Here is an 18,966-nt window from a genome sequence, read left to right on the forward strand (position 1 = left end):
GCGGTGAAGCTCGTCACCTATAACGTCAACGGCATCAAGGCGCGGTTGCCGCGGCTGATCGAGTATCTGACCGAACAGCAGCCCGACGTCGTCTGCTTGCAAGAGTTGAAGACCACCGACGATACCTTCCCGATCGCCGATATCGAGGCGGCGGGCTATGGCGCGGTGTGGCACGGGCAGAAGGGGTTCAATGGCGTCGCCGTGCTCGCCAAGGGGCAGACCCCGATCGAAACGCAGCGCGGCCTCGACGGCGAACCGGAAGACGAGCACAGCCGTTACCTGGAATGCGCCGTCGATGGCCTGATCGTCGCGTCGATCTATCTGCCCAACGGCAATCCGCAGCCGGGACCCAAGTTCGACTATAAATTGCGCTGGATGGACCGGCTCGCCAGCCGCGCGCGCGGGCTGCTGGAGGCCGAGGTGCCGACGGTATTGATGGGCGATTACAACGTGATCCCCAATGACGACGACACCTTCTCGGTCCGTGCGATGGCGAACGACGCGCTGATGCAGCCCGAAAGCCGCGCCGCCTACCGCCGATTGCTGGCGCAGGGGTGGACCGATGCGTTGCGCACGCGCCAGCCCAAGGGCGGGGTGTGGACCTTCTGGGACTATCAGGCCGGGGCCTGGCAGCGCGACGCGGGGTTTCGAATCGATCACCTGCTGCTGAGCCCGCAGGCGGCGGACCGGTTGCAGGACGCTGGCGTCGACAAGGACTATCGCGGCCGCGAAAAGGCGAGCGATCACGCACCTACCTGGGTGCGACTGTCGTGAAGCGCAGCGCGGCGGCGCTGCTCGCGCTCGCCGTCGCGACGCCGGCCGCTGCACAGGACCGCGAATTCTGTCCGGAGCGACCGGGCCTCGAAACGCAGGCCTGTATCGTCGATCGCGGGCGCGTGACCATCGAATCGAGCCTGATCGACTGGACACGCGATCGGCAGAGCGACAGCGTGACCGATACGATCCTGGTCGGCGACACGCTGGTCCGCGTCGGCGTGACCGATCGGCTGGAGGTGCGCGCAGGCTGGCAGCCGTTCGGCCATGAGCGGACGCGCGATGCCGCGACCGGCGAGATCGACCGGGCGAATCGCGTCGGTGACGCGGTGATCGGGCTGAAGGCGTCGCTGCTGCATCCCGACGGCAAGGGCCTGTCGATCGCGATCCTGCCGTCTGTGACGCTGCCGGTCGGACGTCAGCCGATCGGCGCCGGCCGCGCGCAGCCGAGCCTGCTGCTGCCGCTGTCGTACGACGTGTCCGACACGGTCGAGATCGCCGTCACGCCGGCGATCCGGGCATTGGCGAACGAGGACGCGGGCGGCCAGCACGTGCGCTATGGCGCCGCGGCGGGCGTGACGGTGAAGCTCAGCGAGGCGGTGTCGGTCGGCGCGGATGCGTCGCTCGCGCGCGATCAGGACCCGCGCGATCACACGACGCGCGCACGCGCCGCGATGACGCTGGCGTGGCAGCCGAAGGACGATTGGCAGCTCGACACGTCGGCGATCGCCGGGCTCAATCGCGACACGCCGGACGTGCAGCTGATCGCGGGCGTGGCGCGGCGATTCTGAAATTGATTGACGCCCTGCAATCGTAGCTTCGCTGCGTCGCCCCGGACGTGATCCGGGTTCCCGCTATCGTCGATCGCACAAGAAGCGGGATCCCGGCTCAAGGCCGGGATGACGGGGGAAGCGACCTACCCACGCCCCGACCAAGCGCCTATACCCCGGTCCGATAACGACAAAGGGGAAGACATGAGCCTGTTCCGCCGCAAGACGATCCAGCCACAGCCGCCGGGCCAACAGCTCGCGCGCACGCTGGGCTGGCCGCATCTGGTGGCGCTGGGCGTCGGCGCGATCGTCGGCACCGGCATCCTGACGCTGATCGGCGTCGGCGCGGATCGGGCGGGGCCGGCGGTGATCCTGTCGTTCGTCGTCGCCGGCGCGATCTGCGCCTGCGCGGCGCTCTGCTATGCGGAGATGGCGACGATGATCCCCGCGTCGGGGTCGGCCTATACGTATAGCTATGCGGTGCTGGGCGAGGTGATCGCCTGGGTCGTCGGCTGGAGCCTGATCCTCGAATATTCGCTGGTGGTCTCGACCGTCGCGGTCGGCTGGTCGGGCTATGCGGTGGGGTTCCTGAAAGGGCTCGGCATCGTCGTGCCCAATGCGCTCGCCAATGGGCCGGGCCTCGGCGGCGTCGTCAACCTGCCGGCGGTGGGGATCATTGCGGTGGTCGCCGGGCTGCTGATGCTCGGCACGCGGGAAAGCGCGCGGATCAACACCGCGCTGGTCGTGCTGAAGATCGTGACGCTGGCGCTGTTCGTCGCGGTGGCGCTGCCGCACTTCGACGTGGCCAACCTGCACCCGTTCGCCCCATTCGGCTACGGCAGCCCGGAGCATGCCAACGGCGTGAAATATGGCGTGATGGGCGCCGCGGCGATCATCTTCTTCGCCTTCTACGGCTTCGACGCCATTTCGACCGCGGCAGAGGAGGCGAAGAACCCCGAGCGCGATCTGGCGATCGGCATCGTCGGATCGATGATCGCCTGCACCGCCATCTATATGATCGTCGCCGCCGTGGCGGTGGGGGCACTCAGCTACACGCGCTTCGGCTCCAGCCCGGAACCGCTGGCGCTGATCCTGCGGGAGATCGATCAGGCCGGTATCGCGACGATCGTCGCGGCGGCGGCGGCGGTCGCGCTGCCGACGGTGTTGCTCGCCTTCCTGTACGGGCAGAGCCGCATCTTCCTGGTCATGGCGCGCGACGGCTTCCTGCCGCAGAGCCTGGCAAAGGTATCGAAGCGCGGAACGCCCGCGCGCATCACTGCGATGACCGCGGTGTTCGTCGCCGCGATCGCCGGCCTAGCGCCGCTCGACGTCATCGCCAGCCTCGCCAATGCGGGTACGCTGTGCGCCTTCGTTGCGGTCGCCGCCTGCGTTCTGGTGCTCCGCCGCCGCGACCCCGCCGCGCGCCGGCCGTTTCGCACGCCGCTCGCCTGGATCGTCGCGCCGCTCGCGATCCTCGGCTGCTGCTATCTGTTCACCAGCCTGCAGGTGGTGACGCAGATCGCCTTCCTCGGCTGGAACGCCTTCGGCCTGCTCGTCTACTTCCTCTATGCGCGCGGTCGGGCGCAGATCGCGTGAGCGGCTGGCATATCGGCATCATCGGCGGGTCGGGACTGTACGACGTCGCCGGGATCGAGGATGGCCGCTGGGTCGAGGTGGCGACGCCTTGGGGGCCGCCCTCCGATGCGATCTTCACCGGGCGCGTCGGCGCGGCGCGCGTGTCGTTCCTGCCGCGCCATGGCCGCGGGCATCGGATCAGCCCCGACGCCCTCAACGCCCGCGCCAATATCGATGCGCTGAAGCGGCTGGGCGTCACCGACGTGCTGGCGGTGTCGTCGGTCGGCTCGCTGGTGGAGGAGCGGCCGCCGGGCAGCTTTACGATCGTCGACCAGTTCATCGACCGGACGAAGGGGCGCGTGTCGAGCTTCTTCGGCACCGGGTGCGTCGCGCATGTCTCGATGGCCGATCCGGTCTGTCCGCGACTGTCGGCGCTGGTCGCGGACGCGGCGGGGGCGGGCGTGGATCGCGGCGGCACCTATCTGGCAATGGAGGGGCCGCAATTTTCGACGCGGGCGGAAAGCCTGCTCTACCGGCAATGGGGCTGCCATGTGATCGGCATGACCGCGATGCCCGAGGCCAAGCTCGCCCGCGAGGCGGAGCTGCCCTATGCGCTGGTCGGCATGGTGACGGATTACGATTGCTGGCGCGAGGACGAGGCGGCGGTCGATGTGACGCAGGTGCTGGCGCAGCTGTCGGCCAATGCGGCGAAGGCGCGCAGCATGGTGCTGGCGTTGCTGCGCGGGCTGCCGGCCGAGCGGGCGGCGTCGCCGATCGATACATGTCTGGATGCGGCGATCATCACCGCGAAGAGCGCGCGCGATCCGGCGCTGGTCGCGAAGCTGGACGCGGTGGCGGGGCGGGCGCTCGCCTAACCCACCGCGTCACCCCGGACTTGGTCCGGGGTCCACTCTGCGGCGAGGGGGCGGGCTGGAGCCTCTTGCCGCCCCCCTTGCGGCCCAGTGGACCCCGGACCGAGTCCGGGGTGACGCAGTGGGTGGGGCGATTCACTCGCACAACAAAAAAGGGGAGGGGCCTTGCGGCGCCTCCCCTTTCCTATTCCGGGAAACGATCCCCCTTACGCGGCCAGCTTGCGCAGCACGTACTGGAGGATGCCGCCGTTGAGGAAATATTCCAGCTCGTTGACGGTATCGATGCGGCAACGCGTCTCGAACGTCTCGGTGCTGCCGTCGGCGCGCTTCAGCGTCACTTCGACGGTCTGACGCGGGCGCAGGTCGGCGACGCCGGTGATGGTGAACGTCTCGGTGCCGTCCAGCTTCAGCGTCTGGCGGGTGACGCCGTCGGCGAACTGGAGGGGGAGGACGCCCATGCCGACCAGGTTCGAACGGTGGATACGCTCGAAGCTTTCGGTGATGACCGCGCGGACGCCGAGCAGGTTGGTGCCCTTCGCCGCCCAGTCGCGCGACGAGCCGGTGCCATATTCCTTGCCCGCGACGACGACGAGCGGCGTGCCGTCCGCTTTGTGACGCATCGCGGCGTCGTAGATCGGCATCACTTCGCCGTCATACTGGGTCATGCCGCCTTCGACGCCCGGCACCATTTCGTTCTTGATGCGGATGTTGGCAAAGGTGCCGCGGACCATGACATGGTCGTTGCCGCGGCGCGCGCCGTAGCTGTTGAAGTCCTTGCGCGCGACCTGACGCTCGGTCAGCCACTGGCCGGCCGGGCTGTCCGCCTTGATCGAACCCGCCGGGCTGATGTGGTCGGTGGTGATCGAATCGCCCAGGATCGCGAGCGGCTTCGCCTCGATGATGTCGTGAACCGGCTTCGGGGTCATTTCCATGCCCTCGAAATACGGCGGGTTGGCGACATAGGTCGACGCCGCCGGCCAGGCGTAGGTGGCCGAGCCGGTCACGTCGATCTCACGCCACTTGGCGTCACCGGCATAGACGTTGCCATAGCGGCTGCGGAACATCTCGTCGTCGATGTTCGCCGCCATCGTGTCGGCGACTTCCTGGTTGGTCGGCCACACGTCCTTCAGGAACACGTCCTGGCCGTCCTTGCCCTTGCCGAGCGGGGTTTCGACCATGTCCTCGGTCACGGTGCCCTTCAGCGCGTAAGCGACGACGAGCGGCGGCGAGGCGAGGAAGTTGGCACGCACGTCGGGCGAAACGCGGCCTTCGAAGTTGCGGTTGCCCGACAGGACCGAGGCGGCGACGAGGTCGTTCTCGTTGATCGCGGTCGAGATCGGACCCGGCAGCGGACCCGAGTTGCCGATGCAGGTGGTGCAGCCGTAACCGACGAGGTTGAAGCCGATCGCATCAAGGTCCGCGGTGAGGCCGGCCTTGTTGAGGTAGTCGGTGACGACCTGCGAACCGGGGGCGAGCGACGTCTTGACCCAGGGCTTGGGCTTCAGGCCCAGCGCATTCGCCTTGCGGGCGACGAGGCCGGCAGCGACCAGCACCGACGGGTTCGAGGTGTTGGTGCAGCTGGTGATCGCCGCGATCACGACGTCGCCGTCGCCGATGTCATGGCCGCGCTCGGCGACGTCGACCCGCTTCGGGCTGGTCTTGCTGTACAGCTTGGTCAGGTCGCCGTTGAACACGTCGTCGACATTGCCGAGGCTGACGCGGTCCTGCGGGCGCTTCGGGCCGGCGAGGCTGGCGGTGACGGTGCCCATGTCCAGCTCCAGCGTGTCGGTGAACACGGGGTCGGCGGCATCGTCGTGGCGCCAGAAGCCGTTCGCCTTGGCATAGGCTTCGGTCAGCGCGATCGTTTCTTCGGGGCGCGCGGTGAGGCGCATGTATTCGATCGTCTTGTCGTCGATCGGGAAGAAACCACACGTTGCGCCATATTCTGGCGCCATGTTGGCGATCGTCGCGCGGTCGGCGAGCGTCATCGACGACAGGCCCGGGCCGTAGAACTCCACGAAGCGGCCGACGACGCCCTTGGCGCGCAGCATCTGCGTGACGGTGAGCACGAGGTCGGTGGCGGTGATGCCTTCCTTCAGCGCGCCGGTCAGCTTGAAGCCGACGACTTCGGGGATCAGCATCGACACCGGCTGGCCGAGCATCGCCGCTTCCGCTTCGATGCCGCCGACGCCCCAGCCGAGCACGCCCAGGCCGTTGACCATCGTGGTGTGGCTGTCGGTGCCGACGAGCGTGTCCGGGTAGGCGATCGCCGCCGAACCGCTGGCATGATCGCCCATTTCGGTCGATGACCAGATCGCCTGGCTGACATATTCCAGGTTCACCTGGTGGCAGATGCCGGTGCCCGGCGGCACGACCTGGAAGTTGTCGAGCGCTTTGGAGCCCCACTTCAGGAATTCGTAGCGCTCGCCGTTGCGCTGGTATTCGAGGTCGACGTTATCCTCGAACGCCTGCGGCGTGCCGAATTCGTCGACCATGACCGAATGGTCGATGACGAGGTGGACGGGGACCTGCGGGTTGATCTTGGCTGCGTCGCCGCCGAGCTTGGTGATTGCATCGCGCATCGCGGCGAGGTCGACCACGCACGGCACGCCGGTGAAGTCCTGCATCAGCACGCGCGCGGGGCGATACTGGATCTCGCGGTCCGAGCGGCGCTCGTTCTGCCAGTCGACGATCGCCTTCACGTCCTCTTCGGTGACGGTCTTGCCGTCTTCGAAGCGGAGCATGTTCTCGAGCAGCACCTTCATCGAGAAGGGCAGGCGGCTGATGTCGCCGTACTTTTCCGCCGCCTTCGCAAGGCTGTAGTAATCGTAGGTCTTGCCCGCGACGTCGAGCGTCGTGCGGGTTTTCAGGCTGTCCTGGCCGATGGCGGTCATTATGGTCCCTTCAATTTGGCTCGAGGGCGCTCGGGGAGGCGGCGGGAAAGCCGCGCGGGCGCGCGATGAGCGCTGCGAAAGCGTATGTCGCCGCGGCCTTAGCAAGGGGTTTACGGTTGGGGAAGCGCCTATGCTGCGCGTGCGTTCGCTTGGCGGCTCAGGTCGCGGGTGCGGGGAGGATCGCCTGTCCCGTCGCCAGCGTCTTGCCGCGGGTGATGATGACGCGGTCGCCGACCTTCGCCTGCGCGAACAGCAATTTGGCGAAGGCGACGGGAACGCCGATGCAGCCATGCGTCGCATAGCCCCATTCGACCTTCGAACCGTGGATCGCGACGCCATCGCCGGTCAGGCGCAGCGTGTACGGCATCGGCGCATTGTCATAGGTGCGCGAGACGTGCGTCGCGTCCTTCATCAGGATCGGAAAGGTGCCGAGCGGCGTCGGCTTTTCGTCGGCGCCGTACAGGATGGCGGCGGCGCCGATCTCATAGCCGTCGCGGAAGACGGAGAGTGTCTGCGCGGCGAGATCGACCGTTATGATCAGCGGACCATCTGGCACGCCCTTGGTATCCCAGGCGTAATCGCCGAACTTGATCGGGCCGATATCGAGGATGCGCTTGACCTGCATGTTCTCCGGCGCGGGCGTGGGCGTGGAGAGGGCGGCCGGCGTCGGCTTGGCGGTGGCTGCGGCGGGCGTGGTGACATGGGTCGCGGCCTGGGGCGAGGGGAGGACAGCGTGGCGCTCGGTGGGTGCCTTGGGCGGTGTCGGCCCCGCGACCGATGCGGTGCCATGCGGCGCCACTGCGGCAATCGCAGCGATTGCGATGACGGCGCCGGCAAGGATCAGTCTGGCCGCAATGGCCTGGCGACGGGCAACCACGATGCGTGTTCCGGAAACGGTGTACGGAACGGCGAGGATGGGCGCGTTTCGCGGGCAATGCGAGTCGGCAAATCGCGGTGTGCCGTGGCGGTACGGAGCGGGGGCCCGTCAACCTTCCGGTAATCCCCGCGCGAACGGAAGCAGGAACCCAGAAACAGGAACATTGTCCGGCCCTATCCGGTTGAGTGGAAAGACCAAAAGGAGCGATGCCGTGTCCCATATCCCCAATTCCGCGATGAAGCATGCCGGCCCCGTCCATCACGACCCCGCGCCGGAGGCCCGGTCTGGCAAGCCGAATCAGGCGGGAAACAGCCAGGGGCTCGGCCTGCCGGCATGGCTGGCGATCGGCGGCACGCTCGTCGTCGGGGCGGCCGCAGCGCTCGCCGTGCCGTTGCTGCGCGGCCGCGCGACCCCGGTCCCCAAGCGGCGCGGCAAGCGCGCGACGGTACGCAAGGCGGCATCGGGCGCTAAACATCGCAAGGCGGCCGTAAAATAGACCCAGATTGGCGGAAGCGCTGGTGATGCGCGCCAGCCGTGCTAGACCCGCCCTGGGCATGGGACGACGATGAAGGCGCGCGACGACACCGGGCGGAACGGATCGAACGGTATCGCCGCGTCGCTGCGCGATGGCGGTGCCGTCCGCACGCGTGCCACGGCGAGCCCAGCGCCCGATCCGGCCGCGGCATTCGATCGCCTGTCGCGTCGCCATCGCGAATGCCTGCGCGGGGTACGCGCGCTCAAGGGTTCCAAGGAGATCGCCGAGGAGCTCGGCATCGAAAAATCGACCGTCGACAGCTATCTGACCGAGGCCGTGAAGCTGCTTGGCGCACGTAATCGGCGCGATGCGGCGCTGCGCTGGGCGGCGTATGAAGATCAGGCTGCTGAGCCAAGCGTCGAATTTGCAACGATTATTTCCGAAGCTGGGGACCCCGATAAAATCGGGGGTCATTCTGCGCGGCTATCCCCGCTCGCTGCCGATCCGCCACTGCCGGTGGTGCCGGACGAGACCATCGTCATGGCAGCGGACAGCGGCGGCGCCCGGCCTTTCAGGTCATCGGCGTTCCCGATCCGGCTGCCCTTCCGGCGGAAAGGACAACGAGGCAACGACCTGACGGTCGGGGATCGGTTGATCTGGATACAGGCCATCGCATTCGGCACCATCGTCGGTTTCGGCATGTTGATGAGCGGCCTCCAGGCACTGACCCATTTGATCGAGGCGCTGACCCGCAACCTTTCCTGATCGTCAGCGAAAGCGCCCCGCACGGGGTGGAAAGGGTCGCCATCATGTCGTCAATCATCGCATCGCGCACCGCTCCGGTCGCTGCGTCGTCTGTGGATACCAAGGCCGCGGCCGATGCCGTCGCACAGCTGCTCTGGAAGCTCGAGACGCAGCTCGACGAGGCTTTCTCGACCGGCGGCGAACTGCTCGCGGCGCTGCCCCGCGCCCGCCACGCCGCCAACCTGCCGGCGATCGCCGGGCAGCAGGCGTTCGAAGTGCTGGGCCAGGCGATCATGGCGATCGGCGCCGCCCGCGGCCACACCGTCGCGGGCCATCGCGTCATCGAAAAGATCGGTAAGCAGATCGGGTATGAAACGAGCTTCGGCGACGAACGTCCGAAGCCCGAATTCGCCCCGACAGGTGCCGACGTCAGTCATCTGCGCGTCGCTGCCTGAGGTGTCATGGCTTGACCGTCGAACTGCTCCTTTGACAGGTCAGGCCATGACACACATCCTCGTCTTCAACCTGGTCCTGCTGGCGACATGCGGTTACGCGCTGTTCGCCGGCGGCGCACCCGAACGATGGACGGCGATCCTGTTCGTCACAGGGGCTCTGGCCACGTTCGCGGTGCCGGATTTCTATCCGTCGGGCCCCTATCATCAGGTCGAGCCGATCCTGCTCGCGATCGACGTCGCGATCCTGCTCGGCCTGCTGGGGGTGGCGCTGCGCGCGGACCGCTATTGGCCGCTGTACGTCAGCGCGCTCCATCTGATCACGCTGGCGATCCATGGCGTGAAGGCCATTCAGCCGTCGCTGGTGCCGTGGATGTACGCGGGCGCGAGCGGCAAGATCGCCTATCCCATGCTGCTGATGCTGGCGATCGGCGCGCTGCGCCACCGCCAGCGCAAGGCCCAGTTCGGGAGCGACCGCGACTGGTCGCCCCTGCGCCAACCGGACATCCCTTCATCATGACTGCCGACATACGGTTGCTGCGCTGGCCCGAACGCGATCGCGAAGAATACGAACGGCTGGTGTCGGCGCTGGAGCGCGTGCGGGCGTCCGCCGCGCGCAGCCGGGGCGAGATCGTCGCCCCCGTGCCCGCCGGCCCCGAAGAGCCGAGCGATGCCGATCGCGCGCGCACGCTGCTGGCCCAGCGCCGTCAGCGCGACGCCATGGCGGGCGACCTGATCGAGCTGTTCGGCGAGCCGGGGTGGGATATCCTGCTGACGCTGTTCGTCGCCTATGAAGAGGCGCGGCCGGTGACGGGCGAGTCGCTCCGCCTCCTGCTGTCGCTACGCCCGGCGGTGCTGGCCCGCTGGCTGGACCTGCTGTCCCGACGCGCGCTGATCCGCGGTGCCGTGCATAAGACGGGCCCACTCGATCCGGCGAGTCCACTGGCGTTGACCGACGACGGGCTGGCGCTGGTGCTGCGCTGCATCGGCGGCGCGTGATGGCAAGGGCGCTGCGGGCCGGCGCGTCAGTGCGTCGGGCCGACCAGCCGCTCCGCCTCCTCGCGCATCATCTCGACGCCCTGGCAGACGTGGAGTCCCGCGACCGTCATGTCGAGATCGTCGGCCAGCCGCATCAGCTCTTCGCCGAGCGCCACCGCGCGGTGCAGCAGCTCGCCGCGGATGCGGCGTTGCTTCTGGTCCTCAGGCGTCATCATCGCCTTGATCTCTAACCACCCCCCGCGTCCGCGCAAGCGGGTAGCGGAGCAAAAAACCGGGGCAGCACGTTTGTCCCATACCATCCAGACGTCATGACAGGAGAGGCGCAATGGCGGACGACACCCATCCCACCGACGATGCCGCGAAGACCGGCGGTAACCCGATGCACGACGCCGCGCAGCGTGCGAGCGACACGATGCGCGGCGCGAGCGAGGCGATGCGCGGCGCCTTCACCGACCATGTGATGGATCCCGCCCGCCGCGCCGGCGAGGCGATGCGCGCATCCGGCCAGAAGGTGGCAGACGGCAGCGCGGCGCTAGGCCTCAAGATCATCGAGCAGGCCGAACGCAATTCGCACGATGCGTTCGAGGCGATGCGCGAGGCGGCACAGGCCCGCGACGTTACCGACGTGCTGCGCATCCAGGGCAATTACCTGCGCCGGCAGGGCGAACGCTCGATGGAGCAGGCGCGCGAGATCGGCGAGATGATCCTGCGCTTCGGCCGCGACGCGGTGACGCCGCCCAAATCGGGCGACTGACGCGCGCGAGGGGCGGGTGGCGAGGGGCCGCCCGTTCCTCAGCCGAACGGCGTCGCGCGTGCCAGCATCAGCAGGTCGTGCGCGACGCCGTCGCTCGCCCGGACGTGACCGGCAAGCCGCGCCTCCTGCGTGAAGCCCAGCCGCTCGAACAGTGCCACCGATGCTGCGGCATCGGGCGTCATCGTCGCGGTCAGCTTGGCGAGACCATGCGCGTGCGCGATGGCGAGCAACGCCTGCAACAGGTCGCTGCCCAGACCCTGGCCACGCCGGTCGGGGGCCACGAGCAGCCGGATTTCGCCGACATGCCCGCTCCATCCCAAGGGATCGCGGATCAGCGCCGCGGTGGCGACGATGCGGCCGTCGTCCTCGGCGACGAGGCTGTCGATCCAGCCTTCGCCGACCGCCTGCTGCCAGGCCTCGATCACCCGCGGATGGCGCAGGTCGCGGCCGGAAAACAGCAGGTCATGTTCGGGCAGCGTCGCGGTGAAGGCGAGGACGGCGTCGTCGTCGGTCGGCCGGAACCGGCGGATGGTGTGGCTCATGATCGCTCCTGGCCCGTCTGCTACCGTACGTGTGGGGCCGGTACATCGGCAGTCGCCCGGCCGGCGTCAACCCGCGGCAAAGCTCAGTCCCGGCGCGGCGCGCCACTGGGGGAGACGGGTTGCGGACCGTCGGGCGTCACCTCCAGCGACGAATCGCCGCCCAGCACCCGGTAGAGCGTCGCGCGATTGTTCGCCGCGGTCAGCTGCGTGCCGATCAGCGCGCGCTGCGCCGAATAATAGCTGCGCTGCGCGTCGAGGCTGGACAGGAAGGTATCGAGCCCCCCCTGATAGCGCGCATTGACCAGCCGCAGCGTATCGGCGGCGGCATCGCGGAAATTCGCCTGCGCGCGCAACTGGTCGGCGATCGTCCCCTGACGGGCGAGTGCGTCGGCGACCTCCTGGAACGCGGTCTGGATCGTCTTTTCATACGTCGCGAGCGCGGCGTCGCGCTGTGCCTCGGTATAGCGGACGTTGGCGCGGCCGGCGCCGGCCTGGAAGATCGGATAGCTGACCGACGGCGCCACCGAATAGTTGAACGCCCCGCCGGTGAAGAGCGTCGAGAGCGCGTTGCTGGCGAAGCCGACCAGCCCGGTCAGCGAGATGCGCGGGAACAGCGCCGCGCGCGCCGCGCCGATCTGCGCATTGGAGCTTTGCAGCGTATATTCCGCCTGCACGACGTCGGGCCGGCGCAGCAGGATGCCGCTGTCGAGCCCCGCGGGCAGGCTGGCGATCGTCGGCGCGGCGACGTCGATCGACTCGGGCAGCAGCGCGGGATCGATCGGCGCCCCCACCAGCAGTTGCAGCGCGTTGACGTCCTGCGCGACCAGCGTCTTCTGCTCGGCAAGGTCGGCGTTCGCGGTTTCGAGGATCTGCTCCGCCTGCCGCAGGTCGGTTCGGGCGCTTATCCCGCCCTCCAGCCGCGCGCGGGTGAGGCGTACGCTGACCGCGGCGCTCTTCGCGGTATCCTCCGCGACCTTCAGCAGGCTGCGGTCGGCGGCGTAGGTCAGCCAGCCGCTTGCGACCTCGCCCACCAGCGTCAGCCGCGTCGCGCGGGCGCCGGCTTCGGTGGCGAAATAGCGGTCGAGCGCGGCGCGCGACAGCGAGCGCAGGCGGCCGAACAGGTCGATCTCGAACGCCGTCGTACCGATCTGCGCGGAGAAGGCGCTGTTGCCGCCGCCAGTGTTGAGGACCGCGCCCGTCCCCGTGCCGTTGCCCGTATCGACGCCCGTGCCGGTGCCCGTTCCGCCCATACCAGTACCGCCGGTGCCCGTTCCACCCGTTCCCGTGCCGCCGGTGCCCGTCCCGGTGTTGCCGGTGTTCGCGATGCCGCGCGTGCCATTGCCGCCATCCGAATAGGTGTAGCGGCCGGTGGCGTTGATTGCGGGGAACAGATTGGCACGTTGGATGCCATATTGCGCGCGCGCCGCGGCGATATTGGCGGCGGCGACGCGCAGGTCGCGGTTGTTGGCGAGCGCCTGGTCGATCAGCCGTTGCAGCCGCGCGTCCTTGAACACGTCGCGATAGGTGATCGCCGGCAGCCGTGCCTCGCTCTGGCGAAGGTAGGCGTCGCCCACCGGCCACGACGCCGGCACCGGCGTGTCGGGGCGGACGTATTTCGGCTCCATCGAGCAGCCGGCCAGCATCGTGGCGCCGAGCGCGATGGCGAGGATCGAACGGGTCATCGCGCAGGCTCCGGATCGGCGGCAGGCGGCATCGGCGGGGCAGGGGGCGTGTCGTCGTGATGGCTCTGGTGCCCGGTCGGCTTGCCCCTGAGCTTGGCAAGACCATCGCGCACGCCGCGGCGCACGAGGACGAAGAACAGCGGGATGTAGAAGATCGCCAGGAAGGTCGCCGACAGCATGCCGCCGATCACCGCCGTGCCGATCGCGATGCGGCTGTTCGCGCCCGCACCGGTCGAAATCGCCAGCGGCAACACGCCGAAGATGAAGGCGAAGCTGGTCATCAGGATCGGCCGCAGACGGATCTTGGCGGCCTCCAGTGCCGCGTCGATGACGCGCGCGCCCTTGCGTTCGGCCTGTTCGGCGAATTCGATCATCAGGATGGCGTTCTTCGCGGCGAGGCCCATCGTCGTCAGCAGGCCGATCTGCAGATAGACGTCGTTGGTGAGGCCGCGCAGCGTCACGAAGGCGATCGCGCCGATCAGCCCCAGCGGGATGATCATCAGCACCGCGAACGGGATCGACCAGCTTTCGTACAGCGCCGCCAGACACAGGAAGACGACCAGGATCGACAGGCCGTACAGCAACGGCGCCTGACCCGACGACAGTCGTTCCTGATAGCTGAGGCCCGACCAGGCGATCGACGTGCCGGGGATCTGTGCCGCAAGCTCGCTGATCCGCGCCATGGCATCGCCCGAGCTGACACCCGGCGCGCCCGACCCCGAGAATTCGAACGAGGATATGCCATTGAAGCGCGACAGCGTGGTGGGGGCGGTCGACCAGCCGGTGGTTGCGAAGGACGAGAAGGGCACCATCTGGCCGTTCGATCCGCGCACGAACCATTGTTTCAGATCGTCCGGCGCGGCGCGATAGGGCGCGTCGCCCTGCACATAGACGCGCTTCACACGACCGCGGTCGATGAAATCGTTGACATACTGGCCACCCCAGGCGGTGGTCAGCGTGTTGTTCGCCGCGCTCTGCGTCAGGCCCAAGGCCGCCAGCTTCTGCTGGTCCATGTCGATACGCAGCGTCGCGATGTCGGGCAGTTCGGTCAGGCGCACCGATGCGAGCTTCGGATCGGCATTGGCCATCGCCAGCAATTTGTCGCGCGCGGCGCCGAACTGTTCCTGCGTCAGGCCGCCGGTGTTCTGCAGCTCCATCGTGAAGCCGTCCGACGAGCCGAGGCCGCGGATCGCCGGCGGCACCAGCGCGAAGACCTGCGCGTCGCGAAGCCCGCGGAACGCGCCGGATGCGCGCTGCGTGATCGCATCGGCGGTATTCTCCTTGCCGCTCCGGTCCTTCCAGTCGACAAAATTGAGGAAGCCCTGTCCGGTATTCTGGCCGCTGACGCCGCCGCCACCGCCGCCCGCGACGGTGAACAGGACGGACGTGTTCTTTGGCTCATACTGCGCGAAATAGTTTTCGACCTGCCGCTGCACCTGCTGCGTCCGGGCGATCGTCGCACCGGGGGGCAGGCGGAACTGTACGATCGCCGCGCCCTGATCCTCGGTCGGCAGGAAGCCGGTGGGCAGGCGCAGGAACAGTATCGCGAGCAGCGCGACGACGCCGACGTAGATCAGCAGGAACAGCCACTTGCGATCCACCACCGTCTGCACGGCACCGGTGTAGCGCGTCACCGTCTTTTCGAACGTGCGGTTGAACCAATTGCCCGCGGCCTCGCCCCATTCGGCAACCTTGCCGAGATGCTTCTTGATGCCCTTGCTCTCCCGCTCCTCCTGCGACTTCTGCTTCAGCAGCGAGGCGGTGAGCGCGGGGCTGAGGATCAGCGCGACCAGCACCGACAGCACCATCGCCGACACGATGGTGAGCGAGAACTGGCGATAGATGACGCCGGTCGATCCGCCGAAGAACGCCATCGGCAGGAACACCGCCGACAGCACGAGCGCGATGGCGATCAGCGCGACGCTGATCTCGTTCATCGACTCGATCGTCGCCTGACGCGGCGTCATCTCCGGGTCTTCTTCCATCAACCGCTCGACGTTCTCGACAACGACGATCGCGTCGTCGACGAGCAGGCCGATGGCGAGGACGAGACCGAACAGCGTCATCGTGTTGATCGAGAAGCCGGCGAAGTGGAAGATTGCGAAGGTGCCGAGCAGCACCACCGGCACCGCGATGGCGGGCACCAGCGTCGCGCGCCAGCTTTGCAGGAACACGAACATCACGATGACGACCAGCACGATCGCCTCGAGCAGCGTCTTCACCACTTCATCGATCGACAGCTTGATGAACGCGGTCGTGTCGTTGGCGTAGGCGACCTTCAGGCCCGGCGGGAAGCTTTTGGCGACGCGCGCGACCTCGGCCTTCACCAGCTCGGCGGTCTTCAATGCGTCGGCGCCCGGTGCCAGCAGCACCGCGATGCCCGCGCCGGGGTGCCGGTTGATGCGGCTGAAGGCGGCATAGCTTTCCGCGCCCAGCTCGATCCGGGCGACGTCGGACAGGCGCACGGTCGCGCCCGAGGGAAGCGTCTTGACGATGATCTGGCGGAACTGCTCGGGCGTTTGCAGGCGCGACTGTGCGGTGACGGTCGCGTTCAGCATTTGCTCCGGACTGGACGGCACGCCGCCCACCTCGCCCGCCGCGACTTCGGTATTCTGGTTCTGGATCGCGGTGGTGATGTCCGACGGGATCAGCTGGTAGCTGGCGAGGCGTGCCGGGTTCAGCCAGATGCGCATCGCATATTGCGATCCGAACACGTTGACGTCGCCCACACCCTGCACGCGGCCCAGCGGGTCTTGCAGGTTGGAAACGAGATAGTCGCTGACGTCCTGGTTCGTCTTCTGATCGGTTTCGTCATAGACGCCGACGATCAGCAGGTTGTCCGGGTTCGACTTGCGGACGACGAGGCCCTGCTGCTGCACCTGTTGCGGCAGGCGCGCGACGCCCTGCTGCACCTGGTTTTGCACCTGCACCTGCGCGATGTCGGGATCGGTGCCCTTTTCGAACGTCGCGGTGATCGACACCGAGCCGCGGCTGGACGACGAGGAGCTGAAATACAGCAGGCCGTCGATGCCGGTCAGCTGCTGTTCGATGACCTGCGTCACCGAATTCTGCAGCGTCTGTGCGTTCGCGCCGGGGAAGGTCGCGCGGATCGACACCTGCGGCGGCGCCACGTCGGGATATTGCGCGATCGGCAGGCTCAGGATCGCGCCGACGCCCGCCAGCATCACGATGATGGCGAGCACCCAGGCGAAGATCGGGCGGTCGATGAAGATGCGGGAGATCATGCGATCGTGCAGCCCGAAAATTTATTGTGAAGCCGTTCGCCCTGAGCCTGTCGAAGGGCGGGGCAACCCAGGGGAGCGCTCGCATGTGGCAATCCGCCCTTCGACAGGCTCAGGGCGAGCGGGGACGGGGCGGGCATCCGGCTCAACCCGCCTTGCCCTGACCGGAACCCTGCTTGCCGTCGCCTTTGCCCTCACCCTGTTTCGGCGGCGCGACCACCTGCGCACTGTTCGCCGGCACTGCCTTCACCTGCGCGCCGGGGCGCAAATTGTTGAGGCCCTGCGTGATGACCTTGTCGCCGGGGTTCAGCCCCTGGGTCACCACCCAATACTGCCCCTGCGTGCGGGCGGCGGTGACGCGGCGGCTGACGACCTTGTTGTTCGCGCCGAGGATCATCACGCTCGCATTGCCCTTGGCATCGCGCGACAGAGCGGGTTCGGGCACCAGGAAGGCGCGCTCGTTGATCGCCTGCGCGAAGCGCGCCCGCACGAACATGCCCGGCAGCAGCAGTCCCTGCGAATTGGGGAAGCGCGCGCGCATCGTGACGGTGCCGGTTTCCTGATTGACCAGCGCCTCGGCGAATTCGACCGTGCCGGTATAGCCGTAATCGCTGCCGTCCTCGAGCAGCAGCTTCACCTCGGCCCGGGTCGGCGCGACGCCGCCCTGCATCAGTTTGCGGCGCAGCGACAGCAGGTCCGCGGCGGATTGCTGGATATCGACGAAGATCGGGTCGAGCCGCTGGATCTGCGCCAGGGGATCGGTCTGGCTCGCCGAAACGAGCGCACCGACGGTGAACAGCGACCGGCCGATCCGGCCGCTGATCGGCGCGGGCACGGTCGTGAATTGCAGATTCACGCGCGCGGTATCCAGCGCCGCCCGCGTCTGCGCGACGGAGGCTGTCGCCTGCCGGGCGGAGGCGATGGCGTTGGTATATTCCTGCTTCGACACCGCCTCGATCGCGGCGAGCGGCTTGTAGCGATCCGCCTGGATCGTCAGCGCTTCCTGATTGGCCCGCGCGCTGGCGAGGTTCGCCTGCGCCTGGTTGACGGCGGCGCGATACAGGCGCGGATCGATTTCGTAGAGCGGCTGGCCACGACGGACCAGCGAGCCTTCGGTAAAGAAGCGGCGGCGGATGACGCCGTTCACCTGCGGACGGACGTCGGAGCTTTCATAGGCGCTGGTCCGGCCCGGCAGTTCGGTGACCATCGCGGCACTGGTCGGCTGCATCACGACATAACCGACCGTGGTCGGCCCGCGATTCGCGCCGCGGCCGCCGGCCTTTTCCTTGTCATGCGTACCACCGCCACAGGCGGTCAGGGTGAGGGCGAGGGCGACAGTGGCTGCCCCGGCAAAGTGCCGTCGGCGACGAATCGATGCTGTGGTCAAGTATGTCACCCGCTAATCTCGGCTCGCGCAGCCGCGACCTGCGCGTCAATGCGCGGCGCGGCGGTTGGTTGCTCGTCGCGATGCAAAGACGGCGATCGACGGGGAAATGCAAGTCAAGTTGACCGTTATTAATGTCGCAAATTGTCGCAGTGCGGAAAAGGAGTGCCATGACGGAGACATGCGACAAGGTGCGGCTGGACGCCGACAAGGCGGCTGCCGCGGCGGCGGCGGTGGACGAGGTGCGCGACGGCATGCTCGTTGGCCTGGGCACCGGATCTACCGCGACCCACGCCATCCACCGGCTCGCCGAACGCATCGCGCAGGGCGGGCTGACGATCCGGGCCGTGGCGACGTCGCGCGCCAGCGATACGCTTGGCCGCAGCCTCGGCATCGCGATGCTCGACTTTGCGGACGTGCCACGCGTCGACCTGACGATCGACGGTGCCGACGCGATCGATGACCGATTGTATGCGGTAAAGGGCGCGGGCGGGGCGATGCTGCGCGAGAAGGTGGTGGCCGCCGCGTCGGACCGGATGGTGGTGATCGCTGACGGATCGAAGCATCGCCCGCGCATCGGCGGGGTGCCGGTGCCGGTCGAAATTCTGCCCTTCGCCCGTGCGTCGGTGCTGGCCGCTTTGGGGGACGGCGCAACGCTGCGCCTGCGCGAGGGCGACCCCTATGTCACCGACAACGGCAATTGGATCGCGGACTGCCGCCTCGACCTTGCCGATCCTCTTGCCACCGCAGCGTGGCTCGATGCCTTGCCCGGCGCGCTTGGCCACGGGCTGTTCCTGCGCGAGGTGGATGGCGCCTATATCGCGCGGGGCGGCGTCGTTTCGCGACTGGAACGGGACGCGCCCTCCCGTTAAAGGCTGCCCTCGACCGCAACGGATCGGGCGTGCAGGCGTTCGATGCAGCGTAAGAGCA

General features: G+C 67.9%; 18 protein-coding genes. 11 read left to right on the plus strand and 7 right to left on the minus strand.

The window, feature by feature from the left end:
• Positions 1–3: 3 nt before the first annotated feature.
• The 4 genes from xth (at position 4) to mtnP (ending at position 3,994) form a co-directional block, all read left to right on the plus strand.
• Complete coding sequence (xth, locus tag ACP7A3_RS08025) at positions 4–774, plus strand: exodeoxyribonuclease III (protein ID WP_426256294.1); 771 nt, start codon at positions 4–6, stop codon at positions 772–774.
• Positions 771–1,565 (plus strand): transporter, encoded by a 795-nt coding sequence (locus tag ACP7A3_RS08030; protein WP_426256180.1) that lies wholly within the window; start codon positions 771–773, stop codon positions 1,563–1,565. The genes xth and ACP7A3_RS08030 overlap by 4 nt, the downstream gene beginning before the upstream one ends.
• Positions 1,566–1,748: 183 nt before the next feature.
• Positions 1,749–3,140: an amino acid permease gene (locus ACP7A3_RS08035; RefSeq protein WP_426256179.1), complete on the plus strand. Its 1,392-nt coding sequence runs from the start codon at positions 1,749–1,751 to the stop codon at positions 3,138–3,140.
• Positions 3,137–3,994: an S-methyl-5'-thioadenosine phosphorylase gene (gene mtnP / locus ACP7A3_RS08040; RefSeq protein ID WP_426256178.1), complete on the plus strand. Its 858-nt coding sequence runs from the start codon at positions 3,137–3,139 to the stop codon at positions 3,992–3,994. Before ACP7A3_RS08035 ends, mtnP begins: the two co-directional genes overlap by 4 nt.
• A gap of 203 nt (positions 3,995–4,197) precedes the next feature.
• On the opposite strand, the gene acnA is transcribed toward mtnP, so the two are convergent.
• Positions 4,198–6,885, minus strand: a complete 2,688-nt coding sequence (gene acnA, locus ACP7A3_RS08045) for an aconitate hydratase AcnA (protein WP_017977618.1) — start codon at positions 6,883–6,885, stop codon at positions 4,198–4,200.
• A 157-nt stretch (positions 6,886–7,042) separates the two neighbouring features.
• The gene (locus tag ACP7A3_RS08050) at positions 7,043–7,762 is read right to left on the minus strand and encodes a L,D-transpeptidase family protein (protein WP_426256177.1); all 720 of its coding nucleotides are present in this window, start codon (positions 7,760–7,762) and stop codon (positions 7,043–7,045) included.
• A 211-nt stretch (positions 7,763–7,973) separates the two neighbouring features.
• On the opposite strand from ACP7A3_RS08050, the gene ACP7A3_RS08055 reads away from it, so the two are divergent.
• The 5 genes from ACP7A3_RS08055 (at position 7,974) to ACP7A3_RS08075 (ending at position 10,432) form a co-directional block, all read left to right on the plus strand.
• Positions 7,974–8,258: a hypothetical protein gene (locus ACP7A3_RS08055; RefSeq protein WP_426256176.1), complete on the plus strand. Its 285-nt coding sequence runs from the start codon at positions 7,974–7,976 to the stop codon at positions 8,256–8,258.
• Positions 8,259–8,327: 69 nt separating this feature from the next.
• On the plus strand, positions 8,328–9,002 hold the full coding sequence (locus ACP7A3_RS08060; RefSeq protein ID WP_426256175.1) for a helix-turn-helix domain-containing protein: 675 nt from the start codon (positions 8,328–8,330) through the stop codon (positions 9,000–9,002).
• A 44-nt stretch (positions 9,003–9,046) separates the two neighbouring features.
• Complete coding sequence (locus ACP7A3_RS08065) at positions 9,047–9,436, plus strand: hypothetical protein (protein ID WP_018250514.1); 390 nt, start codon at positions 9,047–9,049, stop codon at positions 9,434–9,436.
• 46 nt (positions 9,437–9,482) lie between these two features.
• Positions 9,483–9,953 (plus strand): hypothetical protein, encoded by a 471-nt coding sequence (locus ACP7A3_RS08070; protein ID WP_017977624.1) that lies wholly within the window; start codon positions 9,483–9,485, stop codon positions 9,951–9,953.
• Entirely contained in the window at positions 9,950–10,432 is a 483-nt protein-coding gene (locus ACP7A3_RS08075) for a hypothetical protein (protein WP_426256174.1), read from the plus strand. Before ACP7A3_RS08070 ends, ACP7A3_RS08075 begins: the two co-directional genes overlap by 4 nt.
• Before the next feature lie 26 nt (positions 10,433–10,458).
• Here the strand turns inward: ACP7A3_RS08075 and ACP7A3_RS08080 are convergent, their stop codons facing one another.
• Positions 10,459–10,647 (minus strand): hypothetical protein, encoded by a 189-nt coding sequence (locus ACP7A3_RS08080; RefSeq protein WP_017977626.1) that lies wholly within the window; start codon positions 10,645–10,647, stop codon positions 10,459–10,461.
• Between the two features lie 110 nt (positions 10,648–10,757).
• On the opposite strand from ACP7A3_RS08080, the gene ACP7A3_RS08085 reads away from it, so the two are divergent.
• Positions 10,758–11,186, plus strand: a complete 429-nt coding sequence (locus ACP7A3_RS08085) for a phasin family protein (RefSeq protein ID WP_017977627.1) — start codon at positions 10,758–10,760, stop codon at positions 11,184–11,186.
• 38 nt (positions 11,187–11,224) lie between these two features.
• Here the strand turns inward: ACP7A3_RS08085 and ACP7A3_RS08090 are convergent, their stop codons facing one another.
• From ACP7A3_RS08090 to ACP7A3_RS08105, 4 genes are all read right to left on the minus strand, one after another.
• A complete protein-coding gene (locus ACP7A3_RS08090) occupies positions 11,225–11,728 on the minus strand; it encodes a GNAT family N-acetyltransferase (RefSeq protein WP_017977628.1) in 504 nt (167 codons plus the stop codon).
• An 83-nt stretch (positions 11,729–11,811) separates the two neighbouring features.
• Positions 11,812–13,410, minus strand: a complete 1,599-nt coding sequence (locus tag ACP7A3_RS08095; protein ID WP_426256173.1) for an efflux transporter outer membrane subunit — start codon at positions 13,408–13,410, stop codon at positions 11,812–11,814.
• Positions 13,407–16,655: an efflux RND transporter permease subunit gene (locus tag ACP7A3_RS08100; protein WP_426256172.1), complete on the minus strand. Its 3,249-nt coding sequence runs from the start codon at positions 16,653–16,655 to the stop codon at positions 13,407–13,409. Before ACP7A3_RS08100 ends, ACP7A3_RS08095 begins: the two co-directional genes overlap by 4 nt.
• Positions 16,656–16,797: 142 nt before the next feature.
• Positions 16,798–18,039: an efflux RND transporter periplasmic adaptor subunit gene (locus ACP7A3_RS08105; protein WP_426256171.1), complete on the minus strand. Its 1,242-nt coding sequence runs from the start codon at positions 18,037–18,039 to the stop codon at positions 16,798–16,800.
• Positions 18,040–18,206: 167 nt separating this feature from the next.
• Between ACP7A3_RS08105 and rpiA the strand changes: the two genes are divergently transcribed.
• A complete protein-coding gene (gene rpiA / locus ACP7A3_RS08110; protein WP_426256170.1) occupies positions 18,207–18,908 on the plus strand; it encodes a ribose-5-phosphate isomerase RpiA in 702 nt (233 codons plus the stop codon).
• The last annotated feature ends 58 nt before the right edge of the window (positions 18,909–18,966 follow it).

Source organism: Sphingomonas sp. DC5200-1, from assembly GCF_049897245.1.
Taxonomy (GTDB): Bacteria; Pseudomonadota; Alphaproteobacteria; order Sphingomonadales; family Sphingomonadaceae; genus Sphingomonas; species Sphingomonas aquatilis.